Source organism: Caedibacter taeniospiralis (assembly GCF_002803295.2).
Taxonomy (GTDB): Bacteria; Pseudomonadota; Gammaproteobacteria; order Francisellales; family Francisellaceae; genus Caedibacter; species Caedibacter taeniospiralis.
Window position 1 is genome coordinate 20,887 of sequence record NZ_PGGB02000007.1, and the last position, 14,080, is coordinate 34,966.

The 14,080-nt window shown below is 40.6% G+C and carries 17 protein-coding genes and 1 pseudogene; 4 read left to right on the plus strand and 14 right to left on the minus strand.

Going from position 1 to position 14,080, the window contains the following annotated elements:
- Window positions 1-89: 89 nt before the first annotated feature.
- From rlmE to CU053_RS03825, 3 genes are all read left to right on the plus strand, one after another.
- Window positions 90-716: a 23S rRNA (uridine(2552)-2'-O)-methyltransferase RlmE gene (gene rlmE, locus CU053_RS03815; protein ID WP_100551000.1), complete on the plus strand. Its 627-nt coding sequence runs from the start codon at window positions 90-92 to the stop codon at window positions 714-716.
- 10 nt (window positions 717-726) lie between these two features.
- Window positions 727-1,284 (plus strand): cob(I)yrinic acid a,c-diamide adenosyltransferase, encoded by a 558-nt coding sequence (locus CU053_RS03820; protein WP_100551001.1) that lies wholly within the window; start codon window positions 727-729, stop codon window positions 1,282-1,284.
- A 116-nt stretch (window positions 1,285-1,400) separates the two neighbouring features.
- Window positions 1,401-2,258, plus strand: coding sequence for a mechanosensitive ion channel family protein (locus tag CU053_RS03825; RefSeq protein ID WP_158106981.1), 858 nt, complete (start codon window positions 1,401-1,403; stop codon window positions 2,256-2,258).
- On the opposite strand, the gene ispD is transcribed toward CU053_RS03825, so the two are convergent.
- The 13 genes and pseudogenes from ispD to clpB all read right to left on the minus strand — a co-directional run bounded on the left by ispD (window position 2,237) and on the right by clpB (window position 12,374).
- Window positions 2,237-2,929, minus strand: a complete 693-nt coding sequence (ispD, locus tag CU053_RS03830; RefSeq protein ID WP_100551003.1) for a 2-C-methyl-D-erythritol 4-phosphate cytidylyltransferase — start codon at window positions 2,927-2,929, stop codon at window positions 2,237-2,239. The genes CU053_RS03825 and ispD overlap by 22 nt on opposite strands.
- Window positions 2,929-3,246 (minus strand): septum formation initiator family protein, encoded by a 318-nt coding sequence (locus tag CU053_RS03835; RefSeq protein WP_100551004.1) that lies wholly within the window; start codon window positions 3,244-3,246, stop codon window positions 2,929-2,931. Before CU053_RS03835 ends, ispD begins: the two co-directional genes overlap by 1 nt.
- Window positions 3,247-3,359: 113 nt before the next feature.
- Window positions 3,360-4,739: pseudogene (gene eno, locus CU053_RS03840) on the minus strand (phosphopyruvate hydratase); the annotation flags it as partial.
- A gap of 147 nt (window positions 4,740-4,886) precedes the next feature.
- Window positions 4,887-5,519, minus strand: coding sequence for a ribosome biogenesis GTP-binding protein YihA/YsxC (yihA, locus tag CU053_RS03845; RefSeq protein WP_100551006.1), 633 nt, complete (start codon window positions 5,517-5,519; stop codon window positions 4,887-4,889).
- 8 nt (window positions 5,520-5,527) lie between these two features.
- Window positions 5,528-6,019, minus strand: coding sequence for a low molecular weight protein-tyrosine-phosphatase (locus tag CU053_RS03850; RefSeq protein ID WP_233263332.1), 492 nt, complete (start codon window positions 6,017-6,019; stop codon window positions 5,528-5,530).
- A 108-nt stretch (window positions 6,020-6,127) separates the two neighbouring features.
- Entirely contained in the window at window positions 6,128-6,601 is a 474-nt protein-coding gene (locus CU053_RS03855; RefSeq protein WP_100551008.1) for an RES family NAD+ phosphorylase, read from the minus strand.
- Complete coding sequence (gene parS / locus CU053_RS03860) at window positions 6,598-7,026, minus strand: type II RES/Xre toxin-antitoxin system antitoxin (RefSeq protein ID WP_100551017.1); 429 nt, start codon at window positions 7,024-7,026, stop codon at window positions 6,598-6,600. The genes CU053_RS03855 and parS overlap by 4 nt, the downstream gene beginning before the upstream one ends.
- Window positions 7,027-7,087: 61 nt before the next feature.
- A complete protein-coding gene (locus CU053_RS03865) occupies window positions 7,088-7,414 on the minus strand; it encodes a nucleotidyltransferase domain-containing protein (RefSeq protein ID WP_100551009.1) in 327 nt (108 codons plus the stop codon).
- Entirely contained in the window at window positions 7,411-7,821 is a 411-nt protein-coding gene (locus CU053_RS03870) for a nucleotidyltransferase substrate binding protein (RefSeq protein WP_100551010.1), read from the minus strand. The genes CU053_RS03865 and CU053_RS03870 overlap by 4 nt, the downstream gene beginning before the upstream one ends.
- Window positions 7,821-8,720, minus strand: coding sequence for a DMT family transporter (locus CU053_RS03875; RefSeq protein ID WP_100551011.1), 900 nt, complete (start codon window positions 8,718-8,720; stop codon window positions 7,821-7,823). The genes CU053_RS03870 and CU053_RS03875 overlap by 1 nt, the downstream gene beginning before the upstream one ends.
- Before the next feature lie 15 nt (window positions 8,721-8,735).
- The gene (gene greA, locus CU053_RS03880; protein WP_407643792.1) at window positions 8,736-9,215 is read right to left on the minus strand and encodes a transcription elongation factor GreA; all 480 of its coding nucleotides are present in this window, start codon (window positions 9,213-9,215) and stop codon (window positions 8,736-8,738) included.
- 354 nt (window positions 9,216-9,569) lie between these two features.
- Complete coding sequence (locus CU053_RS03885) at window positions 9,570-9,719, minus strand: hypothetical protein (protein ID WP_158106982.1); 150 nt, start codon at window positions 9,717-9,719, stop codon at window positions 9,570-9,572.
- A gap of 60 nt (window positions 9,720-9,779) precedes the next feature.
- Window positions 9,780-12,374: an ATP-dependent chaperone ClpB gene (gene clpB / locus CU053_RS03890; RefSeq protein WP_100551012.1), complete on the minus strand. Its 2,595-nt coding sequence runs from the start codon at window positions 12,372-12,374 to the stop codon at window positions 9,780-9,782.
- Between the two features lie 337 nt (window positions 12,375-12,711).
- Between clpB and CU053_RS03895 the strand changes: the two genes are divergently transcribed.
- Entirely contained in the window at window positions 12,712-13,146 is a 435-nt protein-coding gene (locus CU053_RS03895) for an Hsp20 family protein (protein ID WP_100551013.1), read from the plus strand.
- A 26-nt stretch (window positions 13,147-13,172) separates the two neighbouring features.
- On the opposite strand, the gene pyrF is transcribed toward CU053_RS03895, so the two are convergent.
- The gene (gene pyrF, locus CU053_RS03900) at window positions 13,173-13,925 is read right to left on the minus strand and encodes an orotidine-5'-phosphate decarboxylase (RefSeq protein WP_100551014.1); all 753 of its coding nucleotides are present in this window, start codon (window positions 13,923-13,925) and stop codon (window positions 13,173-13,175) included.
- Window positions 13,926-14,080: the final 155 nt, after the last annotated feature.

The window sequence follows — 14,080 nt, forward strand, 5'->3', positions numbered from 1 at the left end:
GCTTTGAGCGTGTGTTTCAATGTTTCTTGCATCGAACTCACGTTATACTAAGGCGCAAAAGTGTAGGACGATTCCTTAAAAATTCTTCAATGTCGAAAAACAAACACAGTAAAAGCAGTAAACGCTGGTTAGATGAACATCATAGCGACCATTATGTTGCGAAGGCGAAAAAAGATGGCTTTCGCTCTAGAGCCGCATACAAGCTTCTTGAGCTCCAGGAGAAAGACAGGCTATTTAATCAGGGTATGACGGTGGTTGATCTTGGAGCTGCGCCTGGTGGCTGGTCACAAGTCTTAACTGAATGTGTAGGCAGCCAGGGCAAGGTGTTTGCGCTGGATATTCTTGAAATGGATCCCTTGCCTGAAGTTACTTTTATCCAGGGTGATTTCACTGAAGATGAATCCTATCAGGCATTGATGCAGCTTACCGCAGGTGAATCGATTGACTGGGTTATTTCGGATATGTCACCTAATATGAGCGGTAATCGCAATACCGATCAGGCAGGCTCCATGTATCTGGTGGAGCTTGCTCTTGATTTTGCTGATAGCGTGTTAAAATCTCATGGCAATTTTTTGGCAAAAGTTTTCCAGGGCGAGGGCTTTGATGCTTTTGTTAAGAAAATACAACAACAATTTCAGAAAGTGGTAATTCGCAAACCTGATGCTTCACGTGCCCGTTCGCGCGAGGTGTATGTTATTGGTTTTAATAAACGTTAATGGAACAACTATGGGCTATCGATTATCAAAAATTTACACAAGAACTGGTGATCAGGGAACAACAGCATTATCTAATAACATCCGTATTGAAAAATGCGCACCCATTATTGAAACCATTGGGCAAATTGATGAGCTTAATGCTGCCATTGGTGTGATCGTCGCTTTTTCTCATGACACTGTCATTAATGAACAGCTTCAATACATTCAGCAGCATTTATTTAATATTGGCGGTGAGCTGTCTTTTCCTGAATTTAGTCAATTGAATACTGACTCGATTACAATGCTTGAAAAACAAATAGATGATTGGAATGAAAGTCTTGCTCCCTTGAAAGAGTTTATCTTACCAGGGGGCTCGCAATGCTCGGCACTGTGCCATCAGGCTCGCACCATAGCGCGCAAAACCGAAAGAAGCTACGTGGCTTTGATACAAGATAAAACGCAGCCTAATAATCCATTGATTCTAAGTTTCCTTAATCGACTATCAGATTATTTGTTTGTATTAGCACGCTTTATTAACCTTAACGATCACCATCCCGAAATACTATGGGCAAGTCATCGAGGTTGTTAAAATAAACAATCAGAACTCAGGAGAGCTTAGTTTCTAAAAAATTTGGCACACTAACGATCCAAAGTGCCATTAAACTTGAAATGAACAAAAACTGGAGCAAACACGTGGAACTTCATATGCAAAATCTCAATCAATACCTTCAGTGGATTATTTCTTTAATCTTGGAGCATTTACCTAATGTGGTACTGGCAATCATTATTTTTATTGCGGGCTTCATCATCGCCAAAATCGTTAAGAATAGCACCCAAAAGCTGCTGCTTAAAACCAAGTTAGACAAAGCCGTAACTATGTTTTTGATGCAGATTCTGCATATTTTTTTGATTATCTTTGTTATCTTAATTGCTATTAGTGAGCTAGGCATATCAACAACTCCGCTAACCGCGGCAATTACTGCTTTAATCGTTGGGATTGGCATGTCGTTAAGAAACTCAGCCAATATCGTTGTATCTGGCATTATGCTTGTTTCCACACGCCCATTCAAAATTGGCGAGTTTGTTGATCTTGGGGGTGTCACTGGTACTGTGGAAAGTATCAGCTTTGTATTTTGTACTTTGCGCACTACCGATGGACTGGAAGTTAAAGTTCCTAATAGCTTGGTGACTGCACGCATTATCACTAATTTCTCCAACAATGAATTCAGACGGAACGATTTTACTGTTGGTATTAGCTATGATAGTGACTTGAAAATGGCAAAAGCGCTATTGCAATCACTTCTCGAACGCCATGATAAAATCATCAAAGACGACAGCAAAGCCCCCATTGTTCGTGTTGATGTGCTTGCCGATAGCAGTGTGAATTTACTTGTGCGCTATTGGACTAAACGCGCTGACTTCTTTGAAACCAAATGGGCGCTAACAGAACAAGTCAAACTCTGTTTTGATGAAAACAATATCGAAATCCCTTTCCCACAAAGAACACTGGATATTAAAGCCAATCAAGCCGAAGGCATAAGCTATAGCGTTGATAAGAAATAATTTGCCAATACTAAATCTATGGGCATTGTGATTTTTATATTTCTCTTATCACCATTGACAATAAGTGGCTGATGATCCAACGCCTCAATGGCTGAAGCTTCGTCGGTTACCATGATGTTGTTATGTAGACAGAAATAATATCCCATAAGCAAGGTGCGATAGCGAAAAGCCTGTGGAGTTTGCGCAAGGTAAATACACCTGCGATCCAGGGTTTTGACAATATTCTGTTGTTCATCAACTAATTTTACCGTATCAGATACCGCAGTTGCCAATATCCCACCTATGGTGTTCTCTATACGGATTGCTGCATACAGTCTTCTCACATCGTCTAAATTCACGCAGGGTCTTACAGCATCGTGGACAAATATCCAGTCATCATCTTCAGCCACATTTTTTAACGACATCAGTGCATTACGCACGCTATCACCGCGTTCCTTGCCTCCTGCGCATATCCTAACGCGTGCATTACTAATGTGAATGGAGTTTTTCCAATGACGATCTCTTGAATTAAGCACAACCACCACTAAATCAAAAAAAGGCTCATTTAATAAACGAAAAATTGCCGTGTCCAGAATGGATAAGCCATTATCCAGCTTAATGTACTGCTTAGGCAACTCTTGCTGCATTCTACTTCCAATACCACTTGCTGGAATAATCAGGATTCGCCTCATCAATTATCTTCCTGTAGTGAAACTTTTTTATTTTGAACCATTACAATTTGATAAAAAACTTCACCTTCCTTGATAAACCCCAGGTTTTCTCGTGCCATACCTTCCAAAACTGAATTATTCTGGCGCAAAGAAAGAATTTCAGCATACCAGTGCTTATTGCGCACTTCTAAGACGCCATTGTCCGCCTGCTTGATATTAACAGCTTCTGTTAGGGACCGCGTTGCAAAAAAACCCGTTTTACTCCACCAAAAGTCATACTGTAAGGTTGCTATACCAATAAGCAGAATTGCAATAAACAGAGTATAACGCGAAATCATTATGCTTTAGGTTGATCTTCTTGAGAGCCTACAGATTCTTTTTCTTGATTGTCCCTGGTTTCTTCTATCAAAAGATCAATCGCTTTTTCCTCTGGCACGTGCGTTGATACAGCATGTTCAACCCTGGCAATATGCCCCTTAACTTCAGTCGTGTGGTTTTTTTCATCTTCAACGATGATGACTGTTTCTTCAGCAGCATTAAAATCATCGCTAAAATTAAAAGTCTTAACCCCTGGATAAATGGCATTATCGGCTAGCTCTTCCTCAATACGCAATAATTGATTGTACTTGGAGACGCGATCAGAGCGGCATAATGAACCCGTTTTAATTTGACCCGCTCCTGTTGCCACGGCTAAATCAGCAATAGTTGTATCAGACGTTTCTCCCGAGCGATGAGAAATCACACAGGTATATCCTGCCTCAGCTGCCATTGCCATCGTTTCAAAAGTTTCGCTTAAAGTACCGATTTGATTAAGTTTAATCAAAATAGAATTAGCGATGCCTTTATCTATACCTTCGCGTAGAATTTTGCCATTAGTCACAAATAAATCATCACCAACGAGTTGTACTTTTTTACCTAAACGTTCAGTCAGTAATTTCCAACCTTCCCAATCGTTTTCAGCCATGGCATCTTCAAGCGAAATAATCGGATAACGATTAACCCAGTCCTCTAAGTAATCCACAAATTCTGCCGATGTTAACACCTTGTTTTCTGAGGCTAAGACGTACTTTCCTTCTTTGTAGAACTGACTACTAGAAGGATCTAGCGCAATGTAAACTTCTTCACCAGCCTTGTAGCCTGATTCTTCAATGGCTTTTAAAATCATCTCTATTGCCATGGCATTTGAAGGCAAGTTGGGCGCATACCCGCCCTCATCACCAACACCGGTGACACTGTAACCTGCTTTCACCAGGACTTTCTTAAGCGTATGGAAAATTTCTACTCCACAACGAAGTGCATCTGAAAATTTCTCAAAACCCACAGGCATGATCATAAATTCTTGCATATCAACATTATTATCAGCATGTACCCCGCCATTGATCACATTCATCATGGGAACAGGCATGATATATTCTTTTGAATTCATCAAGTAGCGATAAAACGGTTTTCTTAGGTGTGATGCAGCCGCCTTCGCACATGCCAACGATACTGCCAAAATGGCGTTAGCCCCGAGCTTTTCTTTGTTCTTGGTACCATCTAAGTCAATCATCGTTTGATCCACTAGACGCTGATCTAACGCATCCAATCCAACAACGGCTTTTTTAATGGTTCTATTGACATTATTAATGGCTTTCTGCACCCCTTTACCATGGTATTTCTTTTTGTCACCATCGCGAAGCTCAAGTGCTTCTCTTGCGCCAGTTGAAGCACCAGAAGGCACCGCTGCGCGCCCAAAGGCACCTGACTCCAAAATTACATCCGCTTCAATGGTTGGATTCCCACGAGAGTCTAAAATTTGTCTTGCAACAACATTGCTGATTTTTGCGTTCATTGTATTACCTTTGTTTACTGATTTCGTTGTTAAAAACTGGCATAAGGATACCAATATTTACCCTAAATGCCTAGCAGATTAAGCGTTAGATTGTGTTGTCAGGTGAAAAGACAACAACATGTAAAACAACCCTACCTTTTCCCATCGCTAGTTTTCCTCTATCCCATCATTAAGTTCAATAAATGGTAATTCATACCACGCATCCAGTTTTTGCTTAAATTTCTCTAAGCCTGTACCTGTTTGCGCTGAAAACAATTGAAAACTGATATTATCCCGTACCCTTAGCTGTTTTAGATAATCACGCATCAAGCGTTCAGCTTTAGCCTTCTCAGCATTCTTAAGCTTGTCGGCTTTCGTTAATAGAACATGTAGATTCAGGTCACGCCCAACAGCAGCTTCGATCATCATACAATCGAAGTCTTTAATGGGATGGCGTGAATCAACCAGTAATACAATTCCCTTTAAGCATTGCCTTGTGGTGAGGTACATCTCAAGTGTTTTTTGCCAACTGGCTTTGATTTTTTCTGATACTTTGGCATATCCATAACCTGGCAAGTCGACCAGGCGTTTGTGCTCTTCCAAAGTAAACAGGTTAATCAACTGCGTTCTACCTGGGGTTTTACTGACTCGTGCCAGTTTCTTTTGTTCAGTCAGCGCGTTTAATGCACTTGATTTCCCTGCATTTGATCGCCCTGCAAATGCTACCTCAATCCCATAATCATCAGGCAACTGCTCCACTAAAGATGCGCCCATTAAATATTTTGCATTACGATAATTCATTATTGCTCTCAATTATTTGACTTATTTAAATTTGCTTTTAACTGATCCAGTAGATGTCTGCATGCTGTATCGATCATTAGATACACTTGATCAAAGCCATCGTTATAGTAAGGGTCAGGCACATCATCAATAGATAACTCAGGAGCGTAATCCAAAAGCTTGACAATTTTCACCATGCCAGACTTTGGAGCTATAGACAGCATGTCACGGATATTTTTATCATCCATTGCAATCAAATAATCATAGTGCTCAAAATCTGATGTAACCAGCTGTCTTGAGCGTAAATCACCAATATCGCAATCAAATTTCAAGGCAGTTGCAATCGTTCTTGGATCAGCTGCATCCCCTTTATGCCATCCATCTGAGTGCGTTCCTGCAGACTCTATTTCAAAATAATCCGCTAAATCTGCCTCTTCTACTAACTGGCGAAAAATCCCATGTGCCGTTGGCGAGCGGCAAATATTTCCCATACAGACAAACATTACTCTAATTTTTTTCATTTTTTTCACTCTTTTCATTCTGACTCTAAAAAAATATCGCCTACAAATTGCAGCATTTTTTGCTGTGCATCAGTGTATTACATTTTTATAGAGGATTGACAATACTATTTATTTACGCCATAACCTTGCATCGACTAAAAAGGGAAGCTGTTCAACGCTCTTCACAACCTGACTAAATTTCTCATGTTCAGGATTTAGTAAGTAATTCCATTCCCTGGGGACAACCGCACTTGGCACTGCAAGCACCATGCTTTGACAGGATCTAAGCCAGTCATCACCCAAAGCAGCGGTTTCAGGTGGAGCAGGCTGATCTTGCCAGCATTTGGGTAGATGTTCTCGATCAACATACTGAATTTCTGATTGTGGCAATTTAACTTGCAATAGTGTGTAATTTTGCAGTAAGGAATAATCTTCTAGATGGACGAAAATTTCTAAAATAGCAAGTGATTCAGAGCTTGCTACATATACACATGGCATGCCTTTACTATTCCATCTGCCTCCATATAGTTTTGCACCATCGCCAGTAAAAGCATTACTCAGCCATTTGGTTTTAACTAACCTATACGCATAAACAGTACTCACGCAAAAACACCATGCTCAAGGCGCCCAATTAAATCTAAAACAGCTTCGGTTTCCGCTGATGTCCTTAACATCTCCACAGGGCGTTTTCCGCCTAAGCCAGCAACAGAGGTTTGCAGCCAACTTTTTGCTTTTTCATTATGACCTTCAAATAAGTCCAGCGTCGCTTTGTATACTTCAGCGTAGCGATATAACCTATCACTTTCTGCTTCTGTGAAGAACCCAGATTTAAATCTTCTATTAAGAGATGCTGATGGAATGGTGGTGATTTCTGCCAGTTGTTTCTTCTCAAGACCAGAAATGACCGCAAGCTTGCTAAAAACATCGCAGCTAAAGCCATTGTGTATCGCTTGATATAAATCCTGACCACGGGAAGGCATGCCGACAAATGCCCAAAAATCGCCTTGCTTTACTGATGTTGCTATCATTATAAACTCCACAATCATATGATATATCAAAATAATATCATATGATTTTATAAATACCAACTTAGCACTTGCTTTGATTCCAATAAAAAAGCTGACCACACTGATCAATATGCTCTAAAAGCGCCAGATTACTAATCGTATGATAGTTACATAAATCGATTAAATAAGGGGTGTTTAACGAATCCAATTCTTGAGAGACTCTATCCAGTATTTCTTGATTGATATTTTGTCCTTTTAACACCAGATCAATATCTGATCCTGCTCTTTCTTTATTCATTGCACGTGATCCGTAGATAATTACTTGCTCTACTTCAGGAAACTGGGTAAAGACATTAGCAAAAATATTTATCAGGCTCTGCGCCAGACCAAACTTTACTGGTTCTGTCATAACTTTAAACTCATCGTTTGCGCCAATTGCTCAAAACAAAGGAGATAAATATCATGAACTTTAGTGAATTCTTGCTGTAATAAATTTATATCATAAGTATGTACAGTTCGATTGCGACTTTCTATCATATCCATCCATATCTGCCCTTCTTTAATTAAGCCAAGATTAAATGCCAGTCGAGTTGCACTTCGTGAACCAGTAATATTCTGATGACCTTCAAATTCCAAAAAATCTTTAAGTACTTTCCAAGCCAGCTCATGTGTGAACTCAAAGCGCTGAAGCACCCCTTCTTTAACTATATCTGGAGCGCTATCATCATAATCTTGTATTGCTTGGCGTAACTGCGCTAACGCTTTTCGATAATTAGAAAAACGCTGTTGCCAACGTATATTTTCTTTATAACTCATCAAACTCTCCCACTTAGTATTGAAACTTTTCTTCGCTTAACGTAACGCAAAATAGGCTCAATCGCAATTGATGATAGAATCAATACACATGCAAAAATCATATTTATGCTGATATGATCTCCCATAATGATGACACCAAATAGACTCCCAAATAATGGCACCAAATAATTAGATAATGAGCAAAATCCTGCCCCCGCACGCTTGATTAAACTGACATATAGCACATAAACCAGACCTGAGCAGAATACCCCAAGCGACAATGAAGCAAGAAATGGAGATATTGAAAAGTGAATATTTGATAGCGAACCGTTGCTTGAGTTAATAACGCACATGACAATACTGCCCACAATAAACGCATCGCGTGATAGTACAAAAGAATCCTCCTGCGGCAAACTACGAATCACAATAAGGGCTAAGGCAAATGACAAAGCTCCCATCAAAATGGCTATTTGTGGCATGTATGACATGGATAATCCGTTGCGTAAATCTGGAAGAAATAAAACGATAAGACCTGCAAATCCCACAAGTACACTAAGAAATTTAACACCTGTTGCACGCTCAACTCCCGTTAAAAGCATCAGAACAATCGTGAAAAATGGAATAGTTCCCATTAAAATCGATGCCATACTCCCTGAAACAAATTGCTGCCCCCACATTATCAAAACAAACGGGATAACAACCTCAAGCAGTCCAATGATAATTACTTTTAACCAGCTCAGGAGATCTCTTTTTGCATATTTTCTTCTGGTTATAAGACAAAATATAATCAAGAAAACTGCGGCATAGAAGGTTCTAAGAAAAGATAACTGCTCAGGTGTGTATGTAGACAAAGATAAATCAATCAGAATAAATTGCCCGCCCCAAATCAGTCCGATAATGAGTAATAGCAGGTAGTTCATTGCGCTATTTTGAATTTATCGGTATTCTACCGAAATGATTTCATAATCAACAATTCCAGCTGGGGTAGCGATCCTGGTCTCATCACCCTCTTCTTTGCCAATAAGTCCTCTTGCCAGAGGGGAACTTAGTGAAATCTTATTTTCTTTAATATCAGCTTCATCCTCGCCAACAATCTGATACGTCATTTCAGTTTCAGTTTCTGTATTAAGCAGCCTAACCGTGGCACCAAAGATGACTTTGCCTGTATTGGTTATGCTGGTAACATCAATAACCTGCGCATTACCAAGCTTGGCTTCCAGCTCTTGAATACGCCCTTCAATAAAACTTTGCTGCTCACGTGCGGCGTGGTACTCTGCATTTTCTTTTAAATCACCATGCTCACGCGCCTCAGCAATAGCTGCTATTACTTTAGGTCTTTGCACACTTTTTAGATCTTGCAATTCTGCTCTTAATGCCGCCTCACCACTTACTGTCATTGGAATTCTTACTGCCATTATTCACCTTCTGGTCTATTTTATATTCTTGCTAAATGGCGTTGATCACATTTCTGCCCACAAAAGCATACTGAATACGCGCCAGCGTTTATTGGCTCTGACTATTTTTCTGCCCTCTGTCATCCTGCGCTAGGGGCGAAATATTTTTCGTCCCTGGCTGGATTCCCGCCTTCGCGGGAATGACAGCAATAAAAACGCCTGATATAAGAGATTACATCAGACCTTTTTCGCTTGATTTTTATGGAAGGCTATTATACCTAAGCAGGTATTGTTTGCAATTTTCAAACAGCAAATCTTACCAAATTTGGCGTAAACTGATAGAAAGTGGGATTCCCCTTTGCGATAGCGTTTATATTAACCATTTGCAATTGCCAGGAAAAAACAACCGTGAACAAAAGAGTGCTTACCAACATTGCCAGAAGACATTGTTTTAATTTCATAAGCTTTCAAACTAACCGCTAAAACATTCTGACTCACATTGCGTGCTTGTGTGCCAGAACTCATGCCAATCAGATTAAACAGGTTTCTTGCTGCTAAGGTATTCTGTGCATAATCGATTACTCATCAGTTTTCCGTACCAGTATTACCCGTTTGTTTCGAGAAAACAAAACCGTCGCTCTCACTGGTCACCTGGATGACATCACCTGGGACATAACGCCCTTCGAGCAAATAAGTTGCTAAGGGGTTTTCTATGTAATGCTGAATCGCGCGTTTAAGCGGTCTTGCACCAAACACAGGATCGAAACCATGATCAGCCAGTTCGTCCATGGCAACGGCAGAAACCTCCAGTTTTAAATCACGTTCATGCAAACGTTTACGCACGCGATTAATCTGAATCTCGGCGATTTGTTTGATCATTTCCTTACTCAATGGTTCAAACACAACCGTTTCATCAATACGATTAACAAACTCTGGTCTAAAGTGCTGCAGCACAATCTGTAAAACGGCTTGTTTAACTTTATCATAACCTTCACGGTGGAGTTTTTCCTGAATTAAATGTGAACCCAAGTTTGAGGTCATAATAAGTAGCGTATTTTTAAAATCTACTGTACGCCCCTGGCTATCGGTTAAGCGTCCATCATCCAGTATTTGCAACAGAATATTAAACACATCAGGGTGTGCTTTTTCTACTTCATCAAGCAAAATAACTGAATAAGGCTTACGTCTGACATGCTCCGTTAAATAACCTCCCTGCTCGTAACCCACGTAGCCTGGAGGTGCACCAATCAGGCGCGCAACTGAATGTTTCTCCATAAACTCGGACATGTCCACTCTTAGCATCGCATCTTCACTGTCAAACATAAACTCGGCTAATGCTTTAGTAAGCTCAGTTTTACCGACTCCTGTTGGTCCCAGAAATAAAAAGGAACCCGTTGGGCGATTAGGATCGGATAAACCAGAGCGGGCACGCCTTACCGCATTGGATACCGCAAGAATTGCTTCTTTTTGCCCAATGACACGCTTAGCCAAAAAATCTTCCATATGTAAAAGTTTCTCACGTTCACCTTCCATCATTTTATTGACAGGAATCCCAGTCGATTTAGATACCACTTCAGCAATTTCATTTTCAGTGACTTGTGTGCGTACCAGTTTGGTCTTAACAGGATCTGCTTTTGCTATCGACTTAATCTGCTCTTCCAGTTGCGGGATAAGCCCATATTGTAACTCCGCCATTTTTGATAAATCACCAACACGTTTAGCCGCATCAAGGTCAATTTTTGCCTGGTCAAGCTGCTCCTTGAGCTTTTGAGAGCCTTGCATCTGTGCCTTTTCAGATTTCCAGATTTCCTCAAAGCCTGAATACTCTTTCTCAAGCGCTTTGATTTCATCTTCCAATACATCTAAGCGTTTTTTGGTTGCCTCATCTTTTTCTTTTTTTAGCTGCTCACGCTGCATTTTTAATTGAATGATTTTGCGATATAATTTTTCCATTTCCTCAGGGCGAGAATCTATCTCCATCCTGATTTGGCTTGCGGCTTCATCCATTAAATCAATTGCCTTATCAGGCAGTTGCCTGTCGGTAATATAACGATGCGATAAAGTCGCCGCAGCGACAATTGCAGGGTCAGTAATATCTACTCCATGATGCACTTCATAGCGCTCTTTAAGCCCACGTAAAATCGCAATCGTATCTTCAACCGTGGGTTCATCAACAAGCACTTTTTGAAATCTGCGCTCCAATGCGGGATCTTTCTCCACATGTTCGCGATACTCATCCAGTGTGGTAGCCCCAACGCATCTTAACTCGCCACGCGCCAAGGCAGGTTTAAGCATGTTCCCCGCATCCATTGAACCCTCGGCTTTTCCAGCACCCACCATCGTGTGAAGCTCATCAATAAACAGAATCACACTGCCTTCCTGCTTAGAAAGCTCTTTAAGCACTGATTTTAAGCGCTCCTCAAAATCCCCTCTAAACTTTGCCCCTGCTAACAATGCACCTAAATCCAATGACAAAATACGTTTGTTACGCACACCCTCTGGCACCTCATTATTCACAATGCGTTGCGCCAAGCCTTCAACAATAGCCGTTTTACCAACACCCGGACGCCCAATGAGCACGGGGTTGTTTTTGGTTCGCCTTTGTAAAACCTGGATTGTGCGGCGAATCTCATCATCGCGCCCAATCACAGGATCAATCTTACCAAGACGCGCACGTTCAGTCAGGTCAATGGTGTATTTCTTCAAAGCGCCTTGCATGTCCTCAGCATTTTGACTCTCAACACGCGCACCTCCTCTGACCTTATCTACCGCCCTTTCGAGCACTTCTTTTGTGAGATTTGCTGCTTTAAATATTCCGCTTATTGCCCCATCAGTAAATCCTGCAATCAAAAACAGATCGCTTGAAATAAATTCATCCTTTTTCTCAAGTGATAGTTTTTCCATTTGTTGAAGTATTTTAATGAGATTGTTTGATGCGCCAATCTGACTCACAGCAGTACTTCTGGCAAGATTATTAAGGGTGCTGTTTAACTCCATATTCAGCGCACCTAAATTACCACCTGCCTGAGTAATAATTGAGGCAATCATTCCCCCTTCCTGATCCAGCAATGCTTTTAATATATGCACGGGTTCAAGCATGGTATGGCTTTTGCTGATCGCTAAACTCTGCGCTTCGCTAAGCGCCTCCTGTAATTTATGAGTAAATTTTTCTGCTTTCATTTTTTCTATCCATTTATATTGAAATATATACCAAACGGTACGGTGAATTTAATGCCTAACAAGTGCGGATAAGAAAGTTTTTTTCAAGAGAATTTTGGGGTTATCTATAGCAACTCCAAGTCTTCTGAAAAATCACTCAAAGTAACAAAAGTGTAAATATTCAGACCCTCCACCTATTGAATGCGCCCCACGCAAGATCATTTTTTTCTTGAAATCTATTTCTCAAGCCTTATTTATCTCCACGTAATACGCCAAGAGGGTATTACGCAACGTGCTAAGTCGCAGACTTATCGGCTTAGTTCTTCACATAAAACTTGCTAAATTAGGAGTAAAAATTATGAACACATTAGACGCACTCGTAAGAAATGCCATCGGCTTTGATCGCTTATTCGCTTTGGCTGAGACAGGCAAGCCAACAAGCTATCCCCCTTATAACATTGAGGTTTTAAGTGAGCACGATTACCTGATCAGCATGGCGATTGCTGGATTTAAAGAATCTGAGATTGACATTACCGTGCACCAGGGGAAACTCACAGTTACTGGCAACAAAGCGGATGATAACAAAGAACGTAAGTTTATCCATCGTGGCATTGCTGAGCGCTCATTTACCCATACTTTCGAGCTTGCTGATCACATTGAAGTCAAAAGTGCACACTTTGAAAATGGTATTTTAAACATAGGCTTAGTCAAAGAAATCCCCGAGGCAATGCAGCCAAAGAAAATTAAAATAAACACCATGACTTCGTCAAAAACGATTGAGCAGGCAGAGTAAGTTGCTTAAACACTGAAGTTACGCAATCAATGCCTTTCAACTAACTTCCAGGCTTGTTCTTTGTACGACAAGGCTGCTTCAGCTGGTTTGTATGCGGCATAAATCCCACGTCCTACAATAATAATATCTGACTTTTTCTCACCAATAACATACTCAGGGGTATTATAATTTTGTCCTAGCCCATCCCCTTTAGCATCAAAATTCACCCCTGGCGTCATCGTAATGAGATCATTATCCTGAGTTAATTTTTCCTGAGCGATAAAGCCGATGATAAAATCCTTATTTTTTTCAGCTTCACTTACTGTTTTTGCGGTATATTCAGGGCTAAATAAATTGCCTTTACTACTCATTTGCGCCAACAGCAATAGTCCGATATCGCGTCCCTTACACCCTTCTTTTAAGCCATCAATAATGCCCACACCAGGCAAAAGATGGGCATTGATAATGTCTGCCCATTCAGCAATATGATAAATGCCATCTCTGACCTGGTGACAAACGGTATTACCGATGTCGGCAAACTTACGATCTTCAAAAATCAAAAATCCCGCCTCATCAGCAAGTTTGCGTAAACGCTGTGTTAATAGTGAAGTAAAATCAGTAACAATATCAATGTGGGTTTTCAAAACAGCGATATGATCCGCCGTTTGCTCAACAAGGCGAATTAACGCCTCACTATCGGTCACATCAGCTGACAAGGCCAGATTGGTTTTTTTACTGGTAACGATATGGTGTAATTTCTCTGTAACAGGGTGATGGGATTTAGAAAAAGAAAGCTGCATATTGCTCAAATCCTTCAATGACGATTTGAGCGCGAACTATAGCATAGTTGTTATTGCAGGTCTATGCTGGACTTGCTGCATACACGACTAGAGTTGACAAGGGCGTTTCTATTGATGCTGAAGTTTAAAAGATCTCAACTAAGACACACAATGTT

What these genes read in the sequence shown, in the direction of transcription:
- CU053_RS03875 (WP_100551011.1), bottom strand. Translation starts at nt 8,720, where the DNA reads ATGAACTACCTGCTATTACTCATTATCGGACTGATTTGGGGCGGGCAA.
- CU053_RS03835 (WP_100551004.1), bottom strand. Translation starts at nt 3,246, where the DNA reads ATGATTTCGCGTTATACTCTGTTTATTGCAATTCTGCTTATTGGTATA.
- yihA (WP_100551006.1), bottom strand. Translation starts at nt 5,519, where the DNA reads ATGAATTATCGTAATGCAAAATATTTAATGGGCGCATCTTTAGTGGAG.
- pyrF (WP_100551014.1), bottom strand. Translation starts at nt 13,925, where the DNA reads ATGCAGCTTTCTTTTTCTAAATCCCATCACCCTGTTACAGAGAAATTA.
- CU053_RS03825 (WP_158106981.1), top strand. Translation starts at nt 1,401, where the DNA reads ATGCAAAATCTCAATCAATACCTTCAGTGGATTATTTCTTTAATCTTG.
- greA (WP_407643792.1), bottom strand. Translation starts at nt 9,215, where the DNA reads ATGGCAGTAAGAATTCCAATGACAGTAAGTGGTGAGGCGGCATTAAGA.
- ispD (WP_100551003.1), bottom strand. Translation starts at nt 2,929, where the DNA reads ATGAGGCGAATCCTGATTATTCCAGCAAGTGGTATTGGAAGTAGAATG.
- CU053_RS03895 (WP_100551013.1), top strand. Translation starts at nt 12,712, where the DNA reads ATGAACACATTAGACGCACTCGTAAGAAATGCCATCGGCTTTGATCGC.
- CU053_RS03850 (WP_233263332.1), bottom strand. Translation starts at nt 6,019, where the DNA reads ATGAAAAAAATTAGAGTAATGTTTGTCTGTATGGGAAATATTTGCCGC.
- CU053_RS03885 (WP_158106982.1), bottom strand. Translation starts at nt 9,719, where the DNA reads ATGAGTTCTGGCACACAAGCACGCAATGTGAGTCAGAATGTTTTAGCG.
- CU053_RS03865 (WP_100551009.1), bottom strand. Translation starts at nt 7,414, where the DNA reads ATGACAGAACCAGTAAAGTTTGGTCTGGCGCAGAGCCTGATAAATATT.
- CU053_RS03870 (WP_100551010.1), bottom strand. Translation starts at nt 7,821, where the DNA reads ATGAGTTATAAAGAAAATATACGTTGGCAACAGCGTTTTTCTAATTAT.
- clpB (WP_100551012.1), bottom strand. Translation starts at nt 12,374, where the DNA reads ATGAAAGCAGAAAAATTTACTCATAAATTACAGGAGGCGCTTAGCGAA.
- parS (WP_100551017.1), bottom strand. Translation starts at nt 7,026, where the DNA reads ATGATAGCAACATCAGTAAAGCAAGGCGATTTTTGGGCATTTGTCGGC.
- rlmE (WP_100551000.1), top strand. Translation starts at nt 90, where the DNA reads ATGTCGAAAAACAAACACAGTAAAAGCAGTAAACGCTGGTTAGATGAA.
- CU053_RS03820 (WP_100551001.1), top strand. Translation starts at nt 727, where the DNA reads ATGGGCTATCGATTATCAAAAATTTACACAAGAACTGGTGATCAGGGA.